At 72.6% G+C, this 24,356-nt stretch carries 23 protein-coding genes and 1 pseudogene; 12 read left to right on the top strand and 12 right to left on the bottom strand.

The window, feature by feature from the left end; genetic code table 11:
* Positions 1-28: 28 nt before the first annotated feature.
* The 4 genes from DQ392_RS27090 to cutA all read right to left on the bottom strand — a co-directional run bounded on the left by DQ392_RS27090 (position 29) and on the right by cutA (position 5,036).
* Positions 29-1,771 carry a pyruvate dehydrogenase gene (locus tag DQ392_RS27090; protein ID WP_114018328.1) on the bottom strand — a complete coding sequence of 581 codons (1,743 nt, stop codon included), beginning with the start codon at positions 1,769-1,771 and terminating at the stop codon, positions 29-31.
* 113 nt (positions 1,772-1,884) lie between these two features.
* A complete protein-coding gene (locus DQ392_RS27085; protein WP_114018327.1) occupies positions 1,885-3,150 on the bottom strand; it encodes an NAD(P)/FAD-dependent oxidoreductase in 1,266 nt (421 codons plus the stop codon).
* A gap of 180 nt (positions 3,151-3,330) precedes the next feature.
* Positions 3,331-4,665 carry a deoxyguanosinetriphosphate triphosphohydrolase gene (locus DQ392_RS27080; protein ID WP_114018326.1) on the bottom strand — a complete coding sequence of 445 codons (1,335 nt, stop codon included), beginning with the start codon at positions 4,663-4,665 and terminating at the stop codon, positions 3,331-3,333.
* Between the two features lie 29 nt (positions 4,666-4,694).
* Entirely contained in the window at positions 4,695-5,036 is a 342-nt protein-coding gene (gene cutA, locus DQ392_RS27075; protein ID WP_114018325.1) for a divalent-cation tolerance protein CutA, read from the bottom strand.
* 110 nt (positions 5,037-5,146) lie between these two features.
* On the opposite strand from cutA, the gene DQ392_RS27070 reads away from it, so the two are divergent.
* Positions 5,147-5,539 (top strand): VOC family protein, encoded by a 393-nt coding sequence (locus DQ392_RS27070; protein WP_114018324.1) that lies wholly within the window; start codon positions 5,147-5,149, stop codon positions 5,537-5,539.
* Here the strand turns inward: DQ392_RS27070 and DQ392_RS27065 are convergent.
* On the bottom strand, positions 5,536-6,249 hold the full coding sequence (locus DQ392_RS27065; protein ID WP_114018323.1) for a helix-turn-helix transcriptional regulator: 714 nt from the start codon (positions 6,247-6,249) through the stop codon (positions 5,536-5,538). The two genes, DQ392_RS27070 and DQ392_RS27065, sit on opposite strands and share 4 nt — an antisense overlap.
* 59 nt (positions 6,250-6,308) lie before the next feature.
* On the bottom strand, positions 6,309-7,337 hold the full coding sequence (locus tag DQ392_RS27060) for a cupin domain-containing protein (RefSeq protein WP_425470626.1): 1,029 nt from the start codon (positions 7,335-7,337) through the stop codon (positions 6,309-6,311).
* 247 nt (positions 7,338-7,584) lie between these two features.
* On the opposite strand from DQ392_RS27060, the gene DQ392_RS27055 reads away from it, so the two are divergent.
* Positions 7,585-7,908: a cupin domain-containing protein gene (locus tag DQ392_RS27055; RefSeq protein WP_114018321.1), complete on the top strand. Its 324-nt coding sequence runs from the start codon at positions 7,585-7,587 to the stop codon at positions 7,906-7,908.
* Between the two features lie 83 nt (positions 7,909-7,991).
* Here the strand turns inward: DQ392_RS27055 and aroQ are convergent, their stop codons facing one another.
* Positions 7,992-8,507 (bottom strand): type II 3-dehydroquinate dehydratase, encoded by a 516-nt coding sequence (aroQ, locus tag DQ392_RS27050; RefSeq protein ID WP_114018320.1) that lies wholly within the window; start codon positions 8,505-8,507, stop codon positions 7,992-7,994.
* Positions 8,508-8,690: 183 nt separating this feature from the next.
* Here aroQ and DQ392_RS27045 point away from each other — a divergent pair, with 183 nt between their 5' ends.
* The 4 genes and pseudogenes from DQ392_RS27045 to trxA all read left to right on the top strand — a co-directional run bounded on the left by DQ392_RS27045 (position 8,691) and on the right by trxA (position 11,693).
* A complete protein-coding gene (locus DQ392_RS27045; protein WP_114018319.1) occupies positions 8,691-9,611 on the top strand; it encodes an oxidoreductase in 921 nt (306 codons plus the stop codon).
* Entirely contained in the window at positions 9,608-10,378 is a 771-nt protein-coding gene (locus DQ392_RS27040) for a response regulator (protein ID WP_114018318.1), read from the top strand. Before DQ392_RS27045 ends, DQ392_RS27040 begins: the two co-directional genes overlap by 4 nt.
* Positions 10,379-10,827: 449 nt before the next feature.
* Positions 10,828-11,223 (top strand): annotated as a pseudogene (locus DQ392_RS27035) (MerR family transcriptional regulator); the annotation flags it as partial.
* Positions 11,224-11,351: 128 nt separating this feature from the next.
* Positions 11,352-11,693: a thioredoxin gene (gene trxA, locus DQ392_RS27030; RefSeq protein WP_114018316.1), complete on the top strand. Its 342-nt coding sequence runs from the start codon at positions 11,352-11,354 to the stop codon at positions 11,691-11,693.
* A gap of 174 nt (positions 11,694-11,867) precedes the next feature.
* Here the strand turns inward: trxA and ppdK are convergent, their stop codons facing one another.
* Positions 11,868-14,612, bottom strand: coding sequence for a pyruvate, phosphate dikinase (ppdK, locus tag DQ392_RS27025; RefSeq protein ID WP_114018315.1), 2,745 nt, complete (start codon positions 14,610-14,612; stop codon positions 11,868-11,870).
* A gap of 412 nt (positions 14,613-15,024) precedes the next feature.
* On the opposite strand from ppdK, the gene DQ392_RS27020 reads away from it, so the two are divergent.
* Positions 15,025-15,561: a gamma-glutamylcyclotransferase family protein gene (locus DQ392_RS27020; RefSeq protein ID WP_114018314.1), complete on the top strand. Its 537-nt coding sequence runs from the start codon at positions 15,025-15,027 to the stop codon at positions 15,559-15,561.
* 52 nt (positions 15,562-15,613) lie between these two features.
* Here DQ392_RS27020 and dusB read toward each other — a convergent pair whose 3' ends face one another.
* Together dusB and DQ392_RS27010 are read right to left on the bottom strand one after the other, a co-directional pair.
* On the bottom strand, positions 15,614-16,765 hold the full coding sequence (gene dusB, locus DQ392_RS27015) for a tRNA dihydrouridine synthase DusB (protein WP_114018313.1): 1,152 nt from the start codon (positions 16,763-16,765) through the stop codon (positions 15,614-15,616).
* Positions 16,766-17,201: 436 nt separating this feature from the next.
* Complete coding sequence (locus tag DQ392_RS27010; protein WP_114018312.1) at positions 17,202-17,891, bottom strand: MOSC domain-containing protein; 690 nt, start codon at positions 17,889-17,891, stop codon at positions 17,202-17,204.
* Positions 17,892-18,032: 141 nt separating this feature from the next.
* Between DQ392_RS27010 and DQ392_RS27005 the strand changes: the two genes are divergently transcribed.
* Positions 18,033-18,605, top strand: a complete 573-nt coding sequence (locus DQ392_RS27005; protein ID WP_147266576.1) for a hypothetical protein — start codon at positions 18,033-18,035, stop codon at positions 18,603-18,605.
* Positions 18,606-18,776: 171 nt separating this feature from the next.
* On the opposite strand, the gene DQ392_RS27000 is transcribed toward DQ392_RS27005, so the two are convergent.
* The gene (locus DQ392_RS27000) at positions 18,777-19,877 is read right to left on the bottom strand and encodes an NADH:flavin oxidoreductase/NADH oxidase (RefSeq protein ID WP_114018310.1); all 1,101 of its coding nucleotides are present in this window, start codon (positions 19,875-19,877) and stop codon (positions 18,777-18,779) included.
* Between the two features lie 96 nt (positions 19,878-19,973).
* Between DQ392_RS27000 and DQ392_RS26995 the strand changes: the two genes are divergently transcribed.
* From DQ392_RS26995 to DQ392_RS26985, 3 genes are all read left to right on the top strand, one after another.
* On the top strand, positions 19,974-20,318 hold the full coding sequence (locus DQ392_RS26995) for an ArsR/SmtB family transcription factor (protein ID WP_114018309.1): 345 nt from the start codon (positions 19,974-19,976) through the stop codon (positions 20,316-20,318).
* A gap of 107 nt (positions 20,319-20,425) precedes the next feature.
* A complete protein-coding gene (locus DQ392_RS26990; protein ID WP_342774978.1) occupies positions 20,426-20,929 on the top strand; it encodes a Uma2 family endonuclease in 504 nt (167 codons plus the stop codon).
* Between the two features lie 28 nt (positions 20,930-20,957).
* Positions 20,958-21,695, top strand: coding sequence for an SAM-dependent methyltransferase (locus DQ392_RS26985; RefSeq protein WP_114018307.1), 738 nt, complete (start codon positions 20,958-20,960; stop codon positions 21,693-21,695).
* 106 nt (positions 21,696-21,801) lie between these two features.
* On the opposite strand, the gene DQ392_RS26980 is transcribed toward DQ392_RS26985, so the two are convergent.
* Positions 21,802-23,184 (bottom strand): glycine--tRNA ligase, encoded by a 1,383-nt coding sequence (locus DQ392_RS26980; protein ID WP_114018306.1) that lies wholly within the window; start codon positions 23,182-23,184, stop codon positions 21,802-21,804.
* 193 nt (positions 23,185-23,377) lie between these two features.
* Between DQ392_RS26980 and DQ392_RS26975 the strand changes: the two genes are divergently transcribed.
* Positions 23,378-24,355: a metal ABC transporter substrate-binding protein gene (locus tag DQ392_RS26975; RefSeq protein WP_114018305.1), complete on the top strand. Its 978-nt coding sequence runs from the start codon at positions 23,378-23,380 to the stop codon at positions 24,353-24,355.
* The last annotated feature ends 1 nt before the right edge of the window (position 24,356 follow it).

Genomic DNA, 24,356 nt, shown 5'->3' with positions numbered 1-24,356 from the left:
GCGGCCCCGCCCACGGGCCGGGGTCCGCTCAGGGGCGCGGGACGTTGCGCAGGTTGGACCTGGCCATCTGGACCATCCGGCCCACACCGCCGTCCAGCACCGTCTTGCCCGCCGAGAGGGCGAAGCCGCTCACCTGTTCGCGGGTGATCTTCGGCGGGAGCGAGAGGGCGTGCGGGTCGGTGACCACGTCGATCAGCGCCGGACCCTTGTGCTTGAGCACGTCCTTGAGGGCGCCCCGCAGGTGCTTGGGCTTCTCGACGCGGACCGCGTGGGCACCCGCGGCCTGCGCGAGCGCCGCGAAGTCCGGATTGCGGTTGTTCGTCCCGTACGCCGGCATGCCGTCCACCATCATCTCCAGCTCGACCATGCCCAGCGAGGAGTTGTTGAACAGCACCACCTTGACCGGCAGGTCGTACTGCACCAGCGTGAGGAACTCGCCCATCAGCATGGCGAAGCCGCCGTCGCCCGACATGGAGATGACCTGGCGGTCCCGGTCGAGGAGCTGGGCCCCGACGGCCTGCGGAACGGCGTTGGCCATCGACCCGTGGCTGAAGGAGCCGATCACCCGGCGCCGCCCGTTCGGGGTGATGTAGCGGGCCGCCCACACGTTGCACATGCCCGTGTCCACGGTGAAGACGGCGTCGTCGGCGGCCTCCTCGTCCAGCAGGGAGGCGACGTACTCGGGGTGGATCGGGGTGTGCTTGTCGACCTTGCGGGTGTAGGCGCTGACGACGCCTTCCAGCGCCTCGGCGTGCTTCTTGAGCATCCGGTCGAGGAACTTGCGGTTCGTCTTGAGCGGCACGCGCGGGGTGAGACAGCGCAGCGTCTCGCGGACGTCGCCCCACACGGCGAGGTCGAGCTGGGTGCGGCGGCCGAGGTGCTCGGGCCGCACGTCCACCTGGACGATCTTGCAGTTCTTGGGCAGGAACGCGTTGTACGGGAAGTCGGTGCCCAGCAGGATCAGCAGATCGCACTCGTGGGTGGCCTCGTAGGCGGCGCCGTATCCGAGCAGTCCGCTCATCCCCACGTCGTAGGGGTTGTCGTACTGGATCCACTCCTTGCCGCGCAGCGCGTGCCCCACCGGGGACTTGATCCGCTCGGCGAACTCCATGACCTCCGCGTGCGCGCCCGCGGTGCCCGCGCCGCAGAACAGGGTGATCTTGTCGGACTCGTCGATCATGCGCACCAGCGCGTCGATCTCCGCGTCACCGGGACGCACCGTGGGCCGGGAGGTGACCAGCGCGTGCTCCACCGGCGTCTCGGGCGCGGGCTGGGAGGCCAGGTCGCCCGGGAGCGCGACGACGCTGACGCCCTGCTGCCCCACCGCGTGCTGGATGGCCGTCTGGAGGACCCGCGGCATCTGCTGCTCGCTGGAGATCAGCTCGCTGTAGTGGCTGCACTCCACGAAGAGCCGGTCGGGGTGGGTCTCCTGGAAGAAACGGGTGCCGATCTCGCTGCTGGGGATGTGCGAGGCCAGCGCCAGCACGGGTGCCATGGAGCGGTGCGCGTCGAAGAGGCCGTTGATCAGGTGCAGGTTGCCCGGGCCGCAGGAGCCGGCGCACGCGGTGAGCTTCCCGCTCAGCTGGGCCTCGGCCCCGGCGGCGAAGGCGGCGGCCTCCTCGTGCCTGACCTGGATCCAGTCGATGGCCGGATTGCGCCGGATGGCGTCCACGACCGGGTTGAGGCTGTCCCCCACCACTCCGTACAGGCGTTCGACGCCGGACCGCACCAGCGTGTCGACGAACTGCTCGGCCACCGTCTGCTTCGCCATCGCTCACTCGTCCTTAGCTCGCCGCGGCGGGGCGACGCCGAGGGGCCGGGGCCCCCGTCCGGCACCGCCTCCCGTTCCTTTCCGCAACATATCCCCCAGGCGCCGCCCCGGCATCACGCCGTGGCGCCCAGCGACTCCAGCGGCACGCCGGGGTCCGCCAGCGCCTCCGCGTCCACCTCCGCACCCGAACGGATCAGGTCTTGCACGGGGCCCGTCACGTCCCAGACGTTGACGTTCATCCCCGCCAGCACCCGGCCCTCGCTCAGCCAGAAGGCGACGAACTCCCGCTTGCCCACGTCGCCCCGGCACACCACCTGGTCGTAGGAGCCCGGCGGCGCGTAACCGGAGTACTCCATGCCCAGCTCGTACTGGTCGGAGAAGAAGTAGGGCACCCGGTCGTAGGACACGTCCTTGCCGAGCATCGCGCGGGCGGCGGCCGGGCCGCCGTTCAGCGCGTTGGCCCAGTGCTCGACCCGCAGCCGCCTGCCCAGCAGCGGATGCCGCACGGCGGCGGCGTCACCTGCCACGAAGACGTCCGGGTCGCTGGTGCGCAGCGAGGCGTCCACCGCGATGCCACCGCCGGGACCCGGGGCCGTCTCCAGGCCCGCCGCCTCGGCCAGCGCCGTGCGGGGCGCGGCCCCGATGGCGGCGACGACGTCGTGCGCGGGGTGCTCGTCACCGTCGTCGGTGTACACCGACTGCACCATTCCGTCCACGCCCGCGATCCGGGTGAGCCGGGCGCCGAAGTGGAACCTGACGCCCTTCTCGCGGTGCAGGTCGGCGAAGAGCGCCCCCAGCTCCGGGCCGAGCACCGAGTGCAGCGGGGTGGGCTCCGGCTCGATGACGGTGACCTCCGCACCGTACGTGCGCGCCGCTGCCGCCACCTCAAGACCGATCCAGCCCGCCCCGGCGATCACCAGGTGGCCGTTCTCCTGGCCGAGCGCCGTCAGCACCCCGCGCAGCCGCTCGGCGTGCGCGAGACGGCGCAGGTGGTGCACGCCCGCCAGATCGGTGCCGGGAATCTCCAGCCGGCGCGGCTCGGCCCCGGTGGCCAGCAGCAGCTTGTCGTAGTGGATGCGGGTACCGTCGCCCAGCCTGACCGCCCTGCTCTCCGGGTCGAGCTGGACGGCGGGCTGCCCCAGGTGCAGCTCGATGTCGGCCGCCGCGTACCAGGCCGGCTCGTGCACGAAGACGCTGCCGCGTTCGGCCGAACCGGTGAGGAAGCCCTTGGAGAGCGGGGGACGCTCGTAGGGATGCTCACGCTCGTCACCGATCAGGATCACGCGGCCCGTGAACCCCTCGGCGCGCAGGGCCTCGGCGGCTTTCGCCCCCGTGAGCCCCCCGCCGACGATGACGAACGTACGGTGTGCGTCCACCACTTGAAGCTCCTCCTCGAATCCCCTTGGAGAGCCGGCCCCCGCGGGCCGTGCTGTCGTCCCCCGTCGTTCACCTGCGAGCGTTCACCGTGAGCGTCCCTCATCGCACCATGCGCGGGAAGAGGCAGGGGTGCGTAAGGGACGTGCGGGCACCGTGGCGGGTTCCGCACCGTTCGCTCACCGTCACCTCCCCGTACCCGCTGTCATCACCTGGTGGAGGGAGCGGGCGGCCGCGTCGGTGAGTGTGGAGATCTGGTCGACGACCACGCGCAGCCGCGCCGCCGCCACCCCCTCGGCGCCGGACGCCTCCTCGTAGAGGTCCGCGTACTGCGCGTCCAGCCCCTCGGGCGCGCGCGCCAGCAGGACCTCGGCCAGCTCGCGGAGGACGGCGCGCTGCTCCACGCGCAGCCGCTCCAGCTCCGGACGCTGCATCACGTGGCAGTCGGCGACCGCCTTGAGGACCGCGCACTCCAGCCGGGCGGGCCCCGGCACGATCAGCTCGGCCCCGTACCGGGTCAGCGGCCCGGAACCGTAGGCGGCGCGGGTCGCCGCCTCGGCGGCCAGGGCGAAGCGGCCGATCAGCTGGCTGGTCGCGTCCTTGAGCCTGGCCTGCGCCAGGGCCGTGCCGTCGTGCTCGTGCGGCCACCACTCCTGGGCGAGCAGCCGGTCCAGCGCCTCGGCCAGCTCCGCCTCGTCCGCGCCCGGCGCGTAGCGTGCGGCGGCGCAGGCGAACACGTCACCGCGCTCCGGCCCCGAACGCAGCGACCGCGGCTGAAGGTGCCCCGCCCTGATGCCGTCCTCCAGGTCGTGCACCGAGTAGGCCACATCGTCCGACCAGTCCATGACCTGCGCCTCGAAGCAGGTGCGGCCCGGGGGCGCGCCCTCGCGCAGCCAGCGGAAGACCGGCAGGTCGTCGTCGTAGACCCCGAACTTGCCCGACGCCGGGTCCGCCGGATGCGCGCCCCGGCGCCACGGGTACTTCGTCGCGGCGTCCAGCGCGGCCCGCGTCAGGTTCAGCCCCACGGGCGCCTGCCCGTCGGGTTCGGCGGAGAACCGCTTGGGCTCCAGCCGGGTCAGCAGCCGCAGCGACTGTGCGTTCCCCTCGAAACCGCCCGCCGGCGCGGCGATCTCGTCGAGGACGGCCTCGCCGTTGTGCCCGAACGGGGGGTGCCCCAGGTCGTGTGCCAGACACGCGGTCTCCACCAGATCCGGGTCGCAGCCCAGCGAGGCGCCCAGCTCGCGGCCGACCTGGGCGCATTCGAGGGAGTGCGTCAGCCGGGTGCGTGGCGACGCGTCCCAGGAAGGTGCCGCGGTCTCGGGCGCGACGACCTGCGTCTTGCCCGCGAGACGGCGCAGCGCCGCCGAGTGCAGCACCCGGGCGCGGTCCCGCTGGAACGCCGTACGCCCCGGGCGCTTGTCCGGCTCGGGCACCCAGCGCGCGATGTCCGACGGCGTGTACCTCGGCCCCTGGCGGGTGCCGGGGCCCTCCGCTGCGGGTGTGCCGTACGTGGGGCGCATACGCCGACGGTAACCGGAGGGCGGGCCTCCTAAGCTCCCTGGGTCTCCTGCGTCTGCTGCGTCTCCTGGCGGACCCACTCCAGGTACGCGGCGCTGCCGCGCACGATCGGGGTGGCGATGATCTCCGGGACGTCGTACGGGTGGGCCTCGTTCAGGTAGGTCTCCAGTGCGTCGTAGGAGCCGGCGGCGGTCTTGAACAGCACCTGCCACTCCGGGTCGGTCTGCACCGCGCCCTCCCACCGGTACACGGAGGTGACGGCGCCGCTGATCTGCGCACACGCCGCGACCCGTCGCTCCACGGCACCCGCCGCCAGCGCCCGCGCCTCCTCCTGCGATCCCACGGTCGTCAACACGCTCAATGCCTCAGCCATGCCGCCACGGTAAGCCCCGGAGGGCCGCTTTCAAGGTCGGTCCCAGGTTCCGCGCGAGGGCGTCCGATTCGTTCAAGAGACCGCGCCCGCCCCGCGCCTAGCGTGCGCGTATGACACCTCGACTCGACCTGATCGGCATCGTCACCGCGGACATGGCCGCCTCGCTGGCCTTCTACCGGCGACTGGGTCTCGACATTCCCGCGGACGCGGACACGGAAGCGCATGTGGAGGCCGCCGGGCCCGGCGGGCTGCGGCTGGCGTGGGACACGGAGGAGATGGTCCGCTCGTTCGACAGCGACTGGAGCGCACCGCCGCACGGGGCCTCACGCGTCGGGCTCGCGTTCGCGTGCGACTCCCCCGCCGAGGTCGACACGGTGTACGGCGAGCTGACGGACGCCGGATACGAGGGCCGCCACGCACCGTGGGACGCCTTCTGGGGACAGCGCTACGCCGTCGTGCTGGACCCGGACGGCAACGGCATCGACCTGTTCGCAAGCAACTAGTCCGCGGTGCGCAGGAGCTTCGCGGGTGTCAAACCCGTGAGGGCGCGCACCTCGCGGGTGAGGTGCGCCTGGTCGGCGTAGCCGGCCCGCGCGGCGGTCTCGGCGAGGGGCAGCCCGGAACCGGCCGCGCGCAGCGCCCGCTGCAAGCGCAGCACCCGTGCCAGCGTCTTGGGTCCGTAGCCGAAGGCGTCCCGGCAGCGGCGGTGCAGCTGACGCTCGCTCAGGCCGACGTGTCCGGCGGTCCGGGCGACGCCGGCGCCGCGACGCAACAGGGCGGCGACCGTCTCCGTCAGCGCGGCGGCCCGCGGGCCGGCGGCCTCGTACGCGCCCGCGGCCGGCGCTTCGGCGGCGACCTGTTCCAGCGCGGCCAGCGGGTCGGCGGCGTGCGCGACGCGTTCGCGGAGCCCGCGCACCTGGCGGTCCGGCCACAGCGCCTGGAGCGGCACCCGCTGGTCGCACAGCTCCCAGGCGCGTACGCCGAAGACGCGCGGGCCCGTCCCCGGCGCCAGGCGCACCCCGTACACCGGCAGTCCCCGGCGCTCCGTGGTCGTGTACGCGCGGGTGTCGGGGCCCGCGACCACCAGTTCGCCGTTCCACAACAGCAGGTCCATGCAGCCGTCGGGCAGCACCCGCCCGCTCGTGCCGGGCGCGGCCGCGGCGCGGGACCACGCCACGGCTCCCGGCACCCGAGAAGCCCTCTCCTGGTACATACGCGCAGCATGCCTGCCGGCACCGACATCCTGTCCGCGGGAGGCGCGCGCACGCCGTCTCAGGCTCGGACGGGCCGCCCCGCGCGGTACTCGGCGGGGCTGACCCCGCGCACGCGTTTGAAGGCGGCGCTGAGCGCGAAGCCGTCCGCGTAGCCCACCCGGCGGGCGACGGCTCCCAGCGTGGCCCCCGGCTCCCGCAGCAGCCGTGCGGCCAGGTCGATGCGCCGCCGCGCGAGGTAGGACATGGGCGGCTCGCCCAGCAGTTCGGTGAACCGCCGGGCGAGGCTCGCGCGGGAGACCCCGGCCTGGGCGGCCAGCGAGGCCACCGTCCAGCCGTGCCCCGGCTGTTCGCGCAGCAGCCGCAGCGCGACGCCGACCACGGGATCGCTCTGGGCGCGGTACCAGGCGGGCGCGTCCGCCTCGGGGCGGGCGAACCACGCCCGCAGCACCGACACCAGCAGCAGGTCGAGCACCCGGTCGAGCACCATCTGCTGGCCGGGCGCGTCCCTGACGATCTCCTGTTCGACGAGCGCCAGCAACCCCGCGTCCCACTCGGTGTCGCGCAGCACCAGCACCGGCGGCAGCGCGTCCAGCAGCCGGCCGCTCAGGTCGCCGTGCAGCTGGTAGCCGCCGCTCAGCAGGACGGTGGGGGCCTCGGGGTCGCGGCCGTAGGTGCGGACCCCGAGGGCGATCTCCTCGCACAGGTCGACGCCGTCCACGGTGGTGCAGCAGTCACCGGGCTGGATCAGCAGATCAGGCCGGGTCGCCGGGTCGTCGGCGAGCACGTAGGGGGCGGGCCCGCGCAGTACCGCCACGTCGCCGGGCGCGAGCGGTATCGGCTCCGGCACGGGTGCCGGCCCCGGCTCCGGGGCCGGGGCCGGTGCCGGCCCCGGGCTCGTGCTCGGCCCCGGGTCCGGTTCCGGTGTGCCGGAGGGGAGGACCCAGCCCTCGCCGCGCACCAGGGAGGCGACCGCCAGCGGTGCGCCGTCCTGGACGCGTACGCCCCACGGAGGCGCGAGCACCGCCCGGTGGAGGAGTCCGCCGCACGCCCGTGCTCCGCTCAGCACCTCGGCGAGGGCCTCGGCCAGTTCGTCCCCGCCGCCGGGCCGCACCGCCTCCCCGGCCCCCGCGCCATTTGCCGCCGCGCTCGTCCGCCCGTTCCCCGCCCCGGTCGCCGTCACGGCAGCAGCTTAGAGCGGGCCTGGAAACCGCTGACCCGGGCCGACGGCGTGCGGGGCCCGGCGAGGTCCGCGCGGGGTTCCGAGGGGGGAATTGCGCGGGCTCCCGCGCGGGTCGGCCGGTTGCATCGTGTGGAGTGCGAGGCACGATGGACGCATGGATGATATGACCGCACTGGCAGCCGAGCACCTGGCGCTGGCGAGGAAAGACCCGCACGGCCGCAGCGCGTACCTCTTCCTGCACGACGGGCCGCTGCGGCAGTCCGTCATCGCGCTGACGGAGGGCTCCTCCCTGGAGGAGCACAACACTCCCCCGGCGGCGAGCCTGCACGTCTTGCAGGGCAGTGTCAGGCTCACCGAGGGCACCGCCGACCAGGACGTCGCCGCCGGGCAGATCCAGCGGATTCCGCACCTGCGGCACGGGGTGCTGGCGCTGGAGGACTCGGTGTTCATCCTCACGGCGGTGACGGGCACCGAGTGAGCCACGCCGGCTGAGGCACGCCGGGCGAGCGAGGCGGCCCGGGCGTGGGGCCGCCCGGGTGAGGCGGACCGGATGAGGCGGGCTCAGACCGCCTGCCGGCTGCCCCACTCCCCGATCCGGTGCAGTACGGAGCGCAGCGCCAGCTCGTACCCGAAGACGCCGTGGCCCGAGACCATGCCCTGGCACACCGGTGCCGTGACGGAGGTGTGCCGGAACGGCTCGCGGGCGTGGACGTTGGAGATGTGGACCTCCACGCAGGGGATACCGAGCCCGGTGACGGCCTCCAGCGCGTCACGCAGCGCGTAGCTGTAGTGCGCGTAGGCGCCCGGGTTGAAGACGATGCCGTCGTCACTGCCGCGGGTGGCGTGGATCAGGTCGATGAGCGCGCCCTCGCTGTTGCTCTGAGCGCAGCGCACCTCGGCACCGAGCTCCTTGCCGAGCGCCGTGGTGCGCTCCTCGACGTCCCGCAGGGTGGTGCTGCCGTAGGTGTCGCGGTCGCGCTCGCCCAGCAGGTTGAGGTTGGGGCCGTGCAGCAGCAGCACGTGGGGCGCCGCGAAAGCGGACGTCTCGGCGGAGGACGGGGAGGAAGTCGCGTTCATGGAGGCAGCCTAGAGCCCGCCCCGAATCCTGGACCTCGTGCGGAGCCCGCCGGACTCGCGGGCTCCGGTACGCACCGCCGCCGGTACCGCCGACCTCGACCGGGGGTGGAGGTGCCGCTAGCCTCCGAAGGGAGAGGCCCCCGCACGGACGGGCGCCGGCGAGGCGAGGAGCAAGGGCGAGCGATGGGCTGGACAGCGCGGAACATCCCCGATCAGAGCGGCCGCACCGCGGTGGTGACCGGCGCCAACAGCGGGCTGGGTTTCGTCACGGCCAGGGAGCTGGCGCGGCGCGGCGCACGCGTCGTCCTCGCCTGCCGCGACGAGGAGCGCGGGCGGTGGGCCCGCGACCGGCTCGTGCGGGAGCTGCCGGAGGCGGGGCCGCGCGCCGAGCTGCGCCTGCTCGACCTGGGCGACCTGGCCTCGGTCAGCGCGTTCGCCAAGGAGCTGCCGGACGAGCGGGTGGACCTGCTGGTCAACAACGCGGGCGTGATGGCGCTGCCGTACGGTCGCACGGCGGACGGCTTCGAGAGGCAGTTCGGCGTCAACCACCTGGGGCACTTCGCCCTGACCGGGCTGCTGCTGGACAGGCTCCTGGCCTCACCTGCTCCCCGGGTGGTCACCGTCTCCAGCGCCCTGCACCTGCTGGGCAACATCGACATCACCGACCTGAACAGCGAGCGCTCCTACCGGCGCTGGGTCGCCTACGGGCGGTCCAAGACAGCCAATCTGCTCTTCACCCACGAGCTGGCAGGCCGCCTGGCCGACACGCCGCTGATCGCCGCGGCGGCACACCCCGGCTACGCGGCGACGAACCTGCAAAGCGCGAGCGCACGCATGGAGGGCAGGAGGGCGGCCGAGCGCGTGATGCGGCTGGGCAACCGGCTAATCGCGCAGTCCGCAGAGGCCGGCGCGCTGCCGACGCTGTACGCGGCGACGGCGCCCGGCGTGGGCGCCGACTCCTTCACCGGGCCGCGGCTGGCGAGCTGGCGGGGCGCGCCCGCACCGTCGCTGCGGGCACCGTGGACGCTCAACGACGCGGCGGCCCAGCGTCTGTGGGCGGCCTCGGAGGAGCTGACGGGGGTCGCCTACGGGGTGCCCTCGTGATCCGCGTACTGGTCGTCGACGACGACTTCATGGTGGCCCGCCTGCACAGCACGCTGGTGGCGAGGGTGCCGGGCTTCGAGGTGGACGGGGTGGCGCACAGCGGCGCGCAGGCGCTGTCCCTGGTGCGGGAGCTGGCCCCCGACCTGGTGCTGCTCGATCTGTACCTGCCGGATGTGAGCGGCCTTGAGGTGCTGCGGCGGCTGCGGGGTGACGGCGCGCCCGGTGGCGGCCCCGACGTGCTCGTGATCACGGCGGCGCGGGACGCGGCCAGCGTGCGGGCCGCGCGGCACGGGGGCGCGGTGCAGTACGTCGTCAAGCCGTTCGAGGGACGGCTGCTGGTCGAGCGTCTGGAGCGGTACGCGCGCGACCGGCGGGAGTTCGAGGAGCTGACCTCGCCGGGGCAGGACGAACTGGACCGGGTCTTCACGGGCGCCGGTACGGGCGTGCCGCAGTCCGCGCCCGCGTCAGCGGGCGCGCCCGTGCCCGCCCCGCAGGCGGGTGAGGCCCCGGCGGGCGGGGCGCTCGCCACCCGCCGGGGCCCGCTGCCCAAGGGGCTGACCGAGCAGACGTCGGCCCTGGTGCGTGCGACGCTCGACGCGAGCTGCGCCCAGGCGGGCCTGTCCGCCTCCGAGTGCGCCCGGCACAGCGGTCTGTCCCGGGTGAGCGCGCGCCGCTACCTGGAGCACTTCGTGACCACGGGCACCGCGCGGGTCACTCTCCGGTACGGCACGACGGGCCGTCCGGAGCGCCGCTACCACCCGGTGTGACCGCGCCCGGCCGACGCGGTCCCGGGTGACTGGTCGGCGCCAGCAGTTCCGGGCCGGGGCCCGGGCCCAGTGAGGCGACGCCGCGCCGGAAGGTGTCGCAGTCGGGTCCGCTGCCGGGTGTCACGCTCGCAACTCGCCCGCCTCCGCGTGCCACGCACGCAGGGCCGGTACGACGAAGGGGGCTTCGCCGGCCGCCGCCTGGGGTGGGGCGGCGGCGCGGGACGAGAGGGGTCCTGCCGGCTCTCCGGCGGCCACGGCTGTGAGGCCCGCGGCTGTCACGGCCCGGCGTGTCGTGTACCACTCGCGTCGTGCTCGGCAACACCCCGCGCACGCCGTTGCGTTGACGTCGGCGTCAACGCATAGCGTGCACAGCACCGCACACGCACAGCGTGTGAAGCAGCGCCGAGGACAGCGAAAACGGCGACGGACGACGGAGGGACGCGGGCCTGATGCGTATCGGGGAGCTGGCCAAACGCGCGGGCACCACCACCAGGACACTGCGCTACTACGAGGCGCGCGGCCTGTTGCGAGTGGACCGGGACGCCCACGGGCACCGCACGTTCGGCGAGGACGACCTCGCGGTGCTGCGGCAGATCAGAACACTGCGGGACCACGGCTTCGAACTGGAGGAGACCCGGCCCTTCGTGGAGTGCCTGCGCGCGGGCCACCCGGCGGGCGACTCCTGCCCCGACTCGCTGGAGGTCTACCGCCGCAAACTCGCTGAACTGGACGCCTGCATCGCCGAACTGCGCCTCGTACGGGACGAGGTCGACGCGCGGCTCGCGCGCGCCGAGGTCGAGGCGGCGGCCGGGTCGCCGCACGGCCCGCAACCGCGCTGCGAGCTGACACCGCCGCCCCCGACACCGGCACCAGCTCACGCCCCGGCACCGCCGCGCACACCGGTCTGGCCCCGCACAGCGGCACCGGTCCACGCACCGGCTCCGCCGCACGCACACGACTTCGAGGGAGAACGATGAGCACGAGGACCAGCCACCTGCCCGAGGTCACCGACGACACGTTCGAGGAGGAGGTGCTCCGCTGCGACGTGCCGGTACTGGTGGACTTCACCGCCGACTGGTGCCCGCCGTGCCGCATGGTCGCCCCGGTGCTCGCCCACATCGCCGCCGAGCGCGAGGGCACCTTGAAAGTGGTCTCCCTCGACGTGGACCGCAACCCGGCCACGCAAGCCGCCTACAGCGTCCTGTCGATGCCGACGCTCGTCCTCTTCCGGAACGGCGAGCCCACCCGCTCGGTGGTCGGCGCCCATCCGGAGCGCCGTCTGGTGGAGGCGCTGGGCCTGGAGGAGACGCGGTGAGACCCGCCCGTGCGGGCTCCTGCGCCGGGCCCCGCTGACCGTTACGCATGGAGGCCGGCACGCACGCGTGAAGGAGGCGGCACCCCCGCACGGGTGCCGCCCCCTTGGGACCGGGCCCCTTCCGCGGTGAGGGTGGTGAGCGGACGGGGGCCCGGGGTGGGTGCTGGCCGGCCTTTACGCGGAAACCTCCTGCTGGGCCGCCGCACGGCCCGCCTCCAGACGTGCCACCGGGATGCGGAACGGCGAGCAGGAGACGTAGTCGAGGCCGACCTCGTGGAAGAAGTGCACCGACTCGGGGTCACCGCCGTGCTCGCCGCAGACACCGAGCTTGAGGTCGGGCCGGGTGGCCCGGCCCGCCTCCGCGGCGCTGCGGACCAGCGAGCCGACGCCGTCCTTGTCGATCGTCTCGAACGGGGAGACGCCGAAGATGCCCTTCTCCAGGTAGGCCGTGAAGAAGCTGGCCTCCACGTCGTCCCGGCTGAAGGCCCACACCGTCTGGGTGAGGTCGTTGGTGCCGAAGGAGAAGAAGTCGGCGCACTCGGCGATCTGGCCGGCCGTCAGCGCGGCCCGCGGCAGCTCGATCATGGTGCCGAGGGACAGGCCCAGGCCGACGCCGCGCTCCCGCTCGACCTCGTTGATGACCTCTTGCGCCTCCTCGCGGACGAGTTCCAGCTCCTGCACGGTGCCCACCAGCGGAATCATGATCTCGGCGCGCGGATCGCCGCCGCCGGCCTTGCGCTCGGCCGCGGCCTCGGCGATGGCGCGGATCTGCATGGTGAAAAGGCCGGGGATGACCAGCCCGAGGCGGACGCCGCGCAGGCCCAGCATGGGGTTCTGCTCGTGCAGCCGGTGGACGGCCTGGAGGAGCCGCAGGTCGTTCTCGTTGGCGTCCTTGCGCGACTCCGCGAGCGCGACCCGTACGGACAGTTCGGTGATGTCCGGCAGGAACTCGTGCAGCGGAGGGTCGAGCAGCCGCACCGTCACGGGCAGCCCGTCCATCGACTCGAACAGCTCGACGAAGTCACCCTGCTGGAGCGGCAGGAGAGCGTGCAGCGCCCGCTTCCGCTCCTCCTCGGTGTCGGCCAGGATGAGCCGCTCGACCAGCTCACGCCGCTCGCCGAGGAACATGTGCTCGGTACGGCACAGGCCGATGCCCTGGGCGCCGAACCTGCGGGCGCGGGCGGCGTCCTCGGCGTTGTCGGCGTTGGCCCGCACCCGCAGGCGGCGCACCCGGTCCGCGTAGGCCATGATCCGGTGCACGGCCTTGACCAGCTCGTCGGCGTCGTCGGCACCGGCGTGCATGCGGCCCTCGAAGTACTCCACGACCGGGGAGGGCACGACCGGCACCTCACCGGCGTAGACCTTGCCGGTGGAGCCGTCGATGGAGACGACGTCGCCCTCCTCGACGACCTTCCCGCCCGGGGCCTTGAGGCAGCGCCGCTTGGTGTCGACCTCCAGCTCCTCCGCGCCGCACACGCAGGTCTTGCCCATGCCGCGGGCGACGACGGCCGCGTGCGAGGTCTTGCCGCCGCGCGAGGTGAGGATGCCCTCGGCGGCGAGCATGCCGTCGAGGTCGTCGGGGTTGGTCTCGCGGCGGATGAGGATGACTTTCTCGCCGGACCGGGACCACTTGATGGCGGTGTAGGAGTCGAAGACCGCCTTGCCGACGGCCGCGCCGGGCGAGGCGGCGATGCCCCAGCCGAGCTGCTCGGCGTTCTTGACCCCGCCGTTCGAGTCGAAGCGGGGGAACATCAGCTGGGCGAGCTGGCTGCCGTTGACGCGGCGCAGCGCCTCGGCCTCGTCGATGAGGCCCTGGTCGACGAGTTGGGTGGCGATGCGGAAGGCGGCCGCCGCGGTGCGCTTGCCCACCCGGGTCTGGAGCATCCACAGCTTGCCGCGCTCGATGGTGAACTCGATGTCGCACAGGTCCCTGTAGTGGTTCTCCAGGGTCTCCATGATCTGCATGAGCTGGTCGTACGACGCCTTGTCGAGCGTTTCGAGGTCGGCGAGCGGCACGGTGTTGCGGATGCCGGCGACGACGTCCTCGCCCTGCGCGTTTTGCAGGTAGTCGCCGTAGACGCCCTGCTGGCCGCTGGCGGGGTCGCGGGTGAAGGCGACGCCGGTGCCCGAGTCGGGGCCGAGGTTGCCGAAGACCATCGAGCAGATGTTGACGGCGGTGCCCAGGTCGTGCGGGATGCGCTCCTGGCGGCGGTAGAGGCGGGCGCGGCTGCCGTTCCACGAGTCGAAGACCGCGCGCACGGCCAGGTCCATCTGTTCGCGCGGGTCCTGCGGGAAGTCGCGCCCCGTCTCCTCGGAGACGATGTTCTTGAACTTGGTGACCAGTTCTTTCAGGGCCTCGGCGCTCAGGTCCACGTCCGTGGTGGCACCGCGCGCTGTCTTGGCTTCCTCCAGCGTCTCGGAGAAGCGTTCGCCGCGGATGCCGAGCACGGTGTCGCCGAACATCTGGATGAGGCGCCGGTAGGAGTCCCAGGCGAAGCGCTCGTCGCCCGACTGGGCGGCGAGCCCGTGCACGGACTCGTCGGACAGGCCGATGTTGAGGACCGTGTCCATCATTCCGGGCATGGAGAACTTGGCGCCGGAGCGCACCGAGACGAGCAGCGGGTCGTCGGCCTGGCCGAGTTTCTTCCCCATGCGCTCCTCGAGCGCGCTCAGGTGAGCGCTCACCTCGTCCCGCAGCTGGGCGGGGGCCTCGCCGGAGTCGAGGTAGGCCTTGCACGCCTCGGTGGTGATGGTGAAGCCCGGAGGGACGGGCAGGCCGAGGTTGGTCATCTCGGCGAGGTTGGCTCCTTTGCCACCGAGGAGGCCCTTGAGGTCCTTGTTGCCCTCACTGAAGTCGTAGACGTACTTGGTCTGCTGTGCGTCTACTGCGGACTTTGTGTTCTTCGCGTGAACCGGCACCGGACTCGGCTCCTCGTGGTCGGTTGCCCTGACGGCGGGGAGCGTACCCAGATCAAAGGCTTGCGAGTACGTCCAGCGGCATGTCACACGGCCGTAACCACCCGTCTGCCGAGAGATCGAAAGTACTGACCGGTTGAGGCTGATTGGCCGCTCCATTCAGAAGCCGAACGGATGATGACGCTGAGGAGCACGGCGGGCCGCCTTGCGGACGGAACGCGACACATGCGTACGACCTCGGAACCAAGGGTCGGTAAAACCGCCGCCTGCTCCTTGGAGACATACACCACTCATTTGAGCGCGTTCACATCGCTCATATGAGCGGCACCCTTATCAAGGTGGCGCGAATCACGCGGCCATTCGAGTGAACGTCTCACCATGCGGACAGTCTCCGTGCCACCGTACGGTGCCCCGCATGACCCCTCCGAACAGCACCCGACGCCCCCGCCTCAGCCCCGTCGACACCGGCGCCGACGCCCTCTTCGTCTACGGCACCCTGCGCTTCCGCCGGATACTGACGGCACTTCTCGGACAGGTTCCGCCCGCCGCCGGCGCCACGGCCTCCGGCTGGCGCACCGCGGCGCTGCGGAACAGGCCGTATCCCGGCCTCGTCCCGGCCCCCGGACGGACCGCGCACGGCCTGCTGCTGACCGGGCTGACGGCGCACGAGTGGCGCGTACTGGACGACTTCGAGGACGACGCGTACGAGTTGCGCACCCTCGTTCTCGACCGGGGCGACGAAGCCGACGGGGCCGGTCGAACCGGCAGCAGCGCTGGGCCCGACCGCACCGGCCGGGCGGCACCCCGCCGGGCCTGGGCGTACGTCTGGGCGAGCCCGTCCGAGATCCGCCCCGCCGACTGGGAAGCCGACACCTTCGCGGAGGCACGACTCGACGGGTACGCGGCGCGCCTGGAGGCGGCAGCCCTGCGCACGCAGGCCGGGCGGCGGTAAGCCCGCGCGGGGGCACGCCCCGCGCGGCGCGTGCGTGCCGGGAAAGGGGCGGTCAGCCGCCGGAGGTGGCCAGTTCGGCGTCCGCGCCGACGCCCGTGCCGTATGCGTAGGGGTCGTCCAGCCAGCCGTCGGGCAGGACGACCTTGTTGCGCGAGTGGGTGCGGCCGCGGGGCCCGTCGGCCCCCTGGGGCCACTCCTGGGAGAGGTCCAACTCGTCGAGCAGGCCGCGCAGCTCGTCCAGCGAGCCCGCGACCGCGAGCCTCCGGCGCAGCCCGGAGCCCACGGAGAAGCCCTTGGTGTACCAGGCGACGTGCTTGCGGAAGTCGATGACGCCGCGCCCCTCGTCCCCCAGCCACTCCCCCAGCAGCCGCGCGTGCCGCACCATCACCTCGGCGACCTCGCGCAGGGTGGGCCGCGCGTACCCGGCCTCGCCCTCCCCCGCGAGCGCGGCCACCAGATCGGCGAACAGCCACGGCCGCCCCAGGCAGCCGCGGCCCACGACGACACCGTCGCAGCCGGTCCGACGCATCATCCGCACGGCGTCGTCGGCGGACCAGATGTCGCCGTTGCCCAGCACCGGAATCTCCGGAACCGTTTCCTTGAGGCGCGCGATGGCGTCCCAGTCGGCGGTGCCTCCGTAGTGCTGTGCCGCAGTGCGGCCGTGCAGAGCGATGGCGGTGATGCCCTCCTCGACGGCGATACGTCCCGCGTCGAGGCAGGTGAGGTGGTCGTCGTCGATGCCCTTGCGCATCTTCATGGTCACCGGGAGGCCGCCCGCGTTGCCGACGGCCTCGTGCAGGATGGCGCGCAGCAGCGGCCGCTTGTACGGCAGCGCCGAGCCGCCGCCCTTGCGGGTGACCTTGGGCACGGGGCAGCCGAAGTTGAGGTCGATGTGATCGGCCAGGTCCTCGTCGGCGATCATCCGCACCGCCTTGCCGACGGTCACCGGATCCACGCCGTACAGCTGGATGGAGCGCGGCTTCTCGCTCGCGTCGAAGTGCACGAGCTGCATCGTCTTCTCGTTGCGCTCCACCAGCGCCCGCGTGGTGATCATCTCGCTGACGAACAGGCCCCGGTCCCCCGAGAACTCCCGGCACAGGGTACGGAACGGCGCGTTGGTGATCCCCGCCATCGGCGCCAGCACGACGGGCGGCCAGACGGCGTGCGGTCCGATGTGCAGCGGCTGCGTGGCGGTCCGGGTCATGCGGCGGCGGTCCTTCGGGTGACGGGGCGGGCGGGGCGACTCCCCATTGTCCCCCATCCGGGGACGCCCCCGCCTCGCGCGCCGGAGCGGGCGGCGGCCTGGCCGCGACGGCACAGCAGTCCGGCCCGGCGGTGGGCGTGGCCACGCTGGGCTCCCTGTTCCTGGGTGTTCCTGGCACTGCTGCCGCACCGGGGAACGCGCGGGGCGCCGGCCGCGGTGTTCGCGGTCCGGTCCTGCGGTCTTGTGGCCCTGGCGGCGGCGGGAGTGCGGGCAGCGCGCGGAACGCGGTGACGCGCCGTGGGGGGGCGCGAGTGCGCCCGGGAGGGGCGGCGTGGGCGGAGCGCGGCCCGAGCCGGCCCACGCGCGGGCGGACCGTCTTCCGATGGCACTGTGGGGCACGCAGCGCCTGTAGCCGGCCCACGCGCGGGCGGACCGGTCAGTCGGTGGCGTACTTGGCGGCGTACTTCTCGGCGATCTCCCGCTGCTCCCGTTCCATCCACGCGGCGGCGGCCAGGACGTCGGGGAGCCGCTCGCGCTCGGTCGTCACGGCGCGGAAGAGGCCGCCGACCGTCACCCGGTGGCCGGGCCGGTGGAGGACCTCCACCTCGTCGCCCGCCCGCAGGGTGCCGGGGTGGACGACGCGGAACATGGCGCCGGGCGAGCCCGCCAGGGTGAAGCGGCGCAGCCAGCCCTTGGCGGTCGTCCAGCCCTGTTCGGCCACCCAGCCCGCGAAGGTGCGGCACGGGATGCGGCTGCCGGTGGCCTCCAGCACCAGTTCGGGGCCGACCCGCCAGCGTTCGCCGACCAGGGTCTCGCGCAGGTCGGCGCCGGTGGTGGTGAGGTTCTCCCCGAACGCGCCGTGCGGAAGGACGCAGCCCAGCTCCCGCTGCCAGGCGTCGAGGTCCTCGCGGGCGAACGCGTAGACGGCCCTGTCGTCGCCACCGTGGTACCGCAGGTCACAGACCGCGTCGCCGCTCACGCCACCGGCCCCCGCGCCGGACTCCGACGGCGCGGCCACCCGGACGGGCGCGTCCACGGGGCTCTTGCCGATGCCGGTGGCGCCCGAGGGCGCGTCGGTGTACTCCACCCTGCGTGGCGGGCCGACGTTCACGCTGAGGATGTGCATCAGCGGACGGTAACCCGCGCACCGGGCACGCCGGCCGCCGACCCACCCCGGGGAGCCATCCCGCCCCCTACCGGGGTACGGGGGCGGGATGGCTCCGTGGTGTGTCGTGAGGGGCGTGGGCGCCGCTCTAGCGTCCCGCCCATGAACGTTGCGGGAAATTCCGTCCCGTCCTCGCCGGTGCCGGCAGTGCGGGAGTCCTTCATACGGCGGTCGGGACGCGGGGTGGGACAGGCGGCCGTGCTGCTGCCCGTCGGCCTGCTCGCTCTCGTCGCCGCGCTCTCGGGGCGCGCCGCAAGCGCGCTGCGGCTGCTGCGGGCGCGGGCGGAGCCCGGCGGCGGCCCGCGCCCCGGGACGGCCCGGCTCGTGGTGCACGCCGTCCTCACCGCGCTGCTCGGTGTCCTCGCGCTGATGCTCGTCGGGCTGCTGGTGCTGTTCGTCGCCCGCGGGGTGCTGTACGGGTTCGTCGACGACGGGCCCTACGACACGTCCTGGGGCGGCCCCAGCAGGGCCGGCGCGTGGCTCGCGCACGCCGCGGTGAGCTGCCCGATCGCCGTCGCGGCGACGGCCCTGCTCTACGGCCTCGCGGGGCTGCACCGCCGGGTGACGGCCCCCCTGCGGGGCGAGCGCCGTGGCGGCTGGGTGCTGCCGACGGTGTGGCTGGGCTGCCTGGCCGGTGCCCTGTTCCTCGTCGCCTTCGTACGGCAGCTGAACTGACGTCCCCCACGCCCATGCCCGGCGGTGTGGGCGAGGGGACGATCGCCACGCTGCTCGCCCTGACCGTTCAGGCGGCGGCCCGGCGGTAGGCCGCCGCCCGAGAGCGCCACGGCGAAGCTCCACGGTGAGGCGCCACCGTGCAGCACGCCACGGTGGAGCGGCGCCGTGGGCTCACGCCCGGTGGTACTGCACGGGGCGGCGCGGCTCGGCACCCAGTTCGACGGCGGCCTCGTTCGCCCAGTACGGGCGGCGCAGCAGCTCGCGCCCGAGCAGTACGGCGTCGGCCTGGCCCGAGGCGATGATCTCCTCGGCCTGGCGCGGCTCGGTGATCAGACCGACGGCGCCCACGGGCAGGCCGGTCTCCTGCCTGACCCGCTCGGCGAACGGGACCTGGTAGCCGGGCACGGCCTCGATCCGCGCGTCGGGCGCGTTGCCGCCCGTGGAGGTGTCGAGCAGGTCCACGCCGCGGGCCAGCAACTCCTTGGCGAGCCGCACGGTGTCCTCGCCGGTCCAGCCCTCGCGGCCGTCCTCGGTGTTCTCGCTCAGCCAGTCGGTGGCGGAGACGCGGAAGAACAGCGGCAGCTCCTCGGGCCACACGGCGCGGACGGCGTCCACGACCTCCAGCGCGAAGCGGGTACGGCCCTCGAAGGTGCCGCCGTACTCGTCGGTGCGGCGGTTGGTGAACGGGGAGAGAAATTCGTTGATCAGGTAGCCGTGGGCGCCGTGGATCTCGACGACCTGGAAGCCGGCCGCGTGCGCGCGGCGGGCGCTGTCGGCGAACTGCCGCACCAGCGTGGCGATCTCGTCCCTGGACAGCTCGGTGGGCGTGGAGTGCCGCTCGTCGAACGAGAGAGCACTGGGGCCGACCGGCTGCCAGCCGTGGTTCTCCCCCGGGGCGAGGGGCGCACCGCGCTCCACCCAGGTGCGCTCGGTGGAGGCCTTGCGTCCGGCGTGCGCGAGCTGGATGCCGGGGACGGTGCCCTGCTCGGCCAGGAAGCGGGTGACGCGGGTGAAGGCCTCCTGCTGGCGGTCGTTCCACAGGCCCAGGTCGTAGGGGCTGATCCGGCCCTCGGGGGTGATGCCCGTGGCCTCGACCAGCGCCAGGCCCAGACCGCCGGAGGCGCGGGCGCCGAGGTGGGCGAGGTGCCAGTCGGTGGGCGCACCCTGGTCCGGGCCCTCGGGGGCGGCGGAGTACTGGCACATCGGCGCCATCCAGACGCGGTTGGGCACGGTCACCGACCGCAGAGTGAGGGGCTCGAACAGTGCGCTCACGGCGCTCTCCAATCGGTCGTGGAACCTCGGCGCTAGTACGATAACCACCGTAGTACGAAGGCTGTCAAATTTCGATGCCTGCCGTACTATGACCCTGTGCCGACGACTACAGCCGTACGCGAACTCCCGCACCCCGCCCGCGAGGAGATCCGCCTCGACGCCGTGCTGCACGCGCTCGCCGACCCCATGCGGCTGCGCATCGTGACCGCGCTGAACGGCTACGGAGAGGGCGAGGGCCAGGGCGCCACCTGCTCGCAGGTCGAGCTTCCCATCGCCACGTCGACCTCGACCCACCACTTCCGCGTCCTGCGCGAGGCGGGCGTCATCAACCAGTGCTACCGCGGCACCGCGAAGATCAACTGCCTGCGCCGCGCGGACCTCGACGCCCTCTTCCCCGGCCTGCTGGACGCGGTCTTGCGGGCGGCGGCCTCCCACGCGTGACCCCTTCGGGGGACCTCCCCCCCCCGCACGCGCTCCGATTGTCCGAGCGCGTCGCTACGGTGAGTTGCGACTAGCTCACCGTAGCGGGAAGGCGCAGCATGACAGTGATGCTCGATCGACCGACGGCCACAGAGACCCCCGAGGTACCCGAGGACAGCTTCCAGGCGCTGTTCCGGACACTCATGACCATGGAGGTACCCGACGGCTACCGGGCGGAGATCATCGGGGGAAACATCGTCATGTCTCCGTGGTCGCGGGGGTACTACCTCGATGTAGAGCGCTTCATCGACGGCGAGGCCCTCACTCTGGCCGCCGAATTGACCTCCAGTTCCACCCGCAACGCCGACTGGCTGGACAAGCTCCCCGTCTACGCCAGAGCGGGCGTGACCGTGTACCTGGTCCTCGACATGCAGGTACACACGGCGTCCGCCTTCTGGGAGCCGACACCGCAGGGATACGCGGAGCGCGGCGTGGCCAAGTTAGGCGAGAAGCTTCGACTGCCCCCGCCCTTCGACTTCGACCTGGACACCACCGGGTCCGGCGCGGTCCCGGAACACCGGGAGAACGCAGCGAACTTAGGAGACCCCGAAATGCCCGAAAACCAGGAGTGAGCGAGGGGCCGTCTGCCACAGTGCCCGGATGGACCGACAGACGCGCTCTCTTCTCGCCCACGCCGACCACCCCGTCGCCGCCCCGCTCGACGACTCCTCCGTGCACCGGCTGCTCGCGCGCGCCCTCGTACGGGGTGACGAGCGTGTGCTCGACCTCGGCTGCGGTGAGGCCGCCTGGCTGCTGCACGCCCTCCAGCAGCACCCCGGCGCGACGGGGACCGGCGTCGACGTCTCCGCGCCGGCGCTGGAGCGGGCCCGGCAGCGGGCCGAACAGGCGGGCGTGGCCGAGCGGCTGAGGCTGCACCGCGCCGAGGCCGACACGTTCACCGCACCGCACGCCTACGACGTGGTGCTCAGCGTGGGCGCCACACACGCGTTCGGCGGCCTGCTGCCCACCCTGGACGCGGCCGCCCGGCACCTGGCCCCCGGCGGAGCCGTACTGGTGGGCGACGCCTACTGGGAGGGTGAACCGAGCGCGCGGGCGCGGGAGATGCTGGGCGAGTACCAGGACCTGGCGGGCACCGTGGACGCGGTGACCGCGGACAGCTGGACGCCCACGTACGCCCACCTGTCCACCCGCCACGAGTTGGACGACTACGAGTGGAACTGGACGGGCTCGCTCTCCCGTTGGGCGCTGGACCATCCCGACCACCCCGACAGCGCGGAGGCGCTGCGCGCGGCAGCCGAACACCGGGACGAGTGGCTGCGCGACTACCGGGACAGCTTCGGCTTCGTGTGCCTGCTGCTGCGCCGTACCGCCGGGTGACTCGAGGAGACATGAAGGCCGCGTACGGCGAAGGGCCCGGCTCCTCGGTGGAGGAGCCGGGCCCTTGCCGCGCGGAGGCGGAGGCACTCAGCGCAGGCGAAGGCGCTCAGCAGCCCAGGAGGCGGGCCGCGAGGTAGCCCTCGATCTGGTCCAGGGAGACCCGCTCCTGCTTCATCGTGTCGCGCTCACGCACCGTGACCGCGTTGTCGTCGAGGGTGTCGAAGTCGACGGTGACGCAGAACGGCGTGCCGATCTCGTCCTGACGGCGGTAGCGGCGGCCGATGGCGCCCGCGTCGTCGAACTCGATGTTCCAGTTCCTGCGCAGCGTCTCCGAGAGGCCGCGCGCCTTCGGCGAGAGCTTCTCGTTGCGGGACAGCGGCAGCACCGCGACCTTGACCGGGGCCAGCCGCGGGTCGAGGCGCATGACGGTGCGCTTCTCCATCTTGCCCTTGGCGTTGGGCGCCTCGTCCTCGATGTAGGCGTCGAGCATGAAGGCGAGCATGGCGCGGTTGACACCGGCCGCCGGCTCGATGACGTACGGCGTCCAGCGCTCGCCCGCCTCCTGGTCGAAGTACGAGAGGTCGTGCCCGGACGCCTTGGAGTGGGCCGTCAGGTCGTAGTCGGTGCGGTTGGCGATGCCCTCCAGCTCACCGAACTCGCTGCCGCCGAACTGGAAGCGGTACTCGATGTCGGCCGTCCGCTTGGAGTAGTGGGACAGCTTCTCCTTCGGGTGCTCGTACCAGCGGATGTTCTCCTCGCGGATGCCCAGGTCGCGGTACCAGGCCCAGCGCTGGTCCATCCAGTACTGCTGCCACTCCTCGTCCTCGCCCGGCCTGACGAAGAACTCCATCTCCATCTGCTCGAACTCGCGGGTGCGGAAGATGAAGTTGCCCGGCGTGATCTCGTTGCGGAACGACTTGCCCGTCTGCGCGATGCCGAACGGCGGCTTCTTGCGCGAGGTCTGCTGGACGGCGGCGAAGTTGGTGAAGATGCCCTGCGCGGTCTCGGGGCGCAGGTAGGTGACCGAGCCGGAGTCCTGGGTGGGACCGAGGTGGGTGGAGAGCAGGCCGGAGAACTGCTTGGGCTCGGTGAAGCCGCCCTTGTTGCCGCAGTGCGGGCAGTTGAGGTCGGCCAGGCCGTTCTCGGGCTCGCGGCCGTGCTTGGCCTCGTATGCCTCGATCAGGTGGTCGGCACGGAACCGCTTGTGGCACGAGGTGCACTCGGTGAGCGGATCGGTGAAGGTGGAGACATGGCCCGATGCCTCCCACACCTCGGGGGCCAGGATCACCGACGAGTCGATTCCCACCACGTCGTCGCGCGAGGTGACCATGGAGCGCCACCACTGGCGCTTGATGTTCTCCTTGAGCTCCACGCCCAGCGGTCCGTAGTCCCAGGCGGCACGCTGACCGCCGTAGATCTCACTGCACGGGTAGACGAAGCCACGGCGCTTGCTGAGGCTGACAATTGTGTCGATCTTGTCGGCGGCCACGGTGCTCTCTTCATTGACGGCGAGACGGAACCCTCAGATTACTGGGGAGCGAGGGGTACTCAGCAAATCGGTTGGCCGCCTTTCCCGGGCGCGTGCGGCCCGCCTTCCGCGCCGCTTCGTCGCCCTCCGTGTCGGTCACGTAGCGCTAAGCTCTAGTTGACAATCGTTTCCATTGCACGTGAAAATGAGTGTCATGAACACTGGTCCTCGCCTCCCCCGCCTCATACGCACCAGCGCCGCTCTCACCGCCCTCGGCGCCGGCTCCCTCACCCTGGCCGCGTGCGGCAGCGGGGCCGGGGACGACGGCAAGGTGCACGTGGCGGCCTCCTTCTATCCGATGGCCTACCTCGCGCAGCAGATCGGCGGGGACCGCGTCGAGGTCCGCAACCTCACCCAGCCCGGCACCGAGCCGCACGACCTGGAGCTGAGCCCCAAGCAGACGGGGCAGCTCGGCGAGGCCGACATGATCGTCTACCTCAAGGGGCTCCAGCCCGCCGTGGACGAGGCCGTCGAGCAGTCAGGCGTGGACAACATCGCCGAGGCCGCCTCCTTCACCACCCTGGAGAAGCACGGCACCGACGTGCACGGGGAGGAGGGCCACGACCACGGCGGCCACGGGGAACACGAGGGCCACGACCACGGCGACGAGACCGGCGGCGACCCGCACGTGTGGCTCGACCCCGTCCGCTACGCGGAGGTCGCCGAGGGCGTCGGCAAGCAGCTCCAGAAGGCCGACCCCGACCACGAGGACGAGTACGAGAAGAACACCGAAGCCCTCGTCAAGAAGCTGGGGAAGCTGGACAAGGAGTTCAAGGACGGCCTCAAGGGCAAGAAGTCCGACACCTTCATCACCACCCACGCCGCCTTCGGCTACCTCGCCGAGCGGTACGGCCTGCACGAGGAGGCCGTGGCCGGGATCGACCCCGAGTCCGAGCCCAGCGCGGCCCGGATGAAGGAGCTGCACGACGTCGCGAAGAAGGACGAGGTGGACACCGTCTTCTTCGAGAACAACGCCAGCGACAAGACCGCCAAGACCCTCGCCGGCGACCTCAACCTGAAGACGGCGGTGCTCAGCCCCCTGGAGAGTGTGAAGAACCCGAAGACGCAGGACTACTTCTCCGTGATGCACCAGAACCTGACCGCGCTCAAGACCGCGCTCGGCGCGCAGTGAG

It is taken from the genome of Streptomyces reniochalinae (assembly GCF_003323735.1).
GTDB classification, from domain to species: Bacteria; Actinomycetota; Actinomycetes; order Streptomycetales; family Streptomycetaceae; genus Streptomyces; species Streptomyces reniochalinae.
Note: the sequence above shows the minus strand (reverse complement) of the source record. Positions and strands in the feature narration are given on the sequence as shown.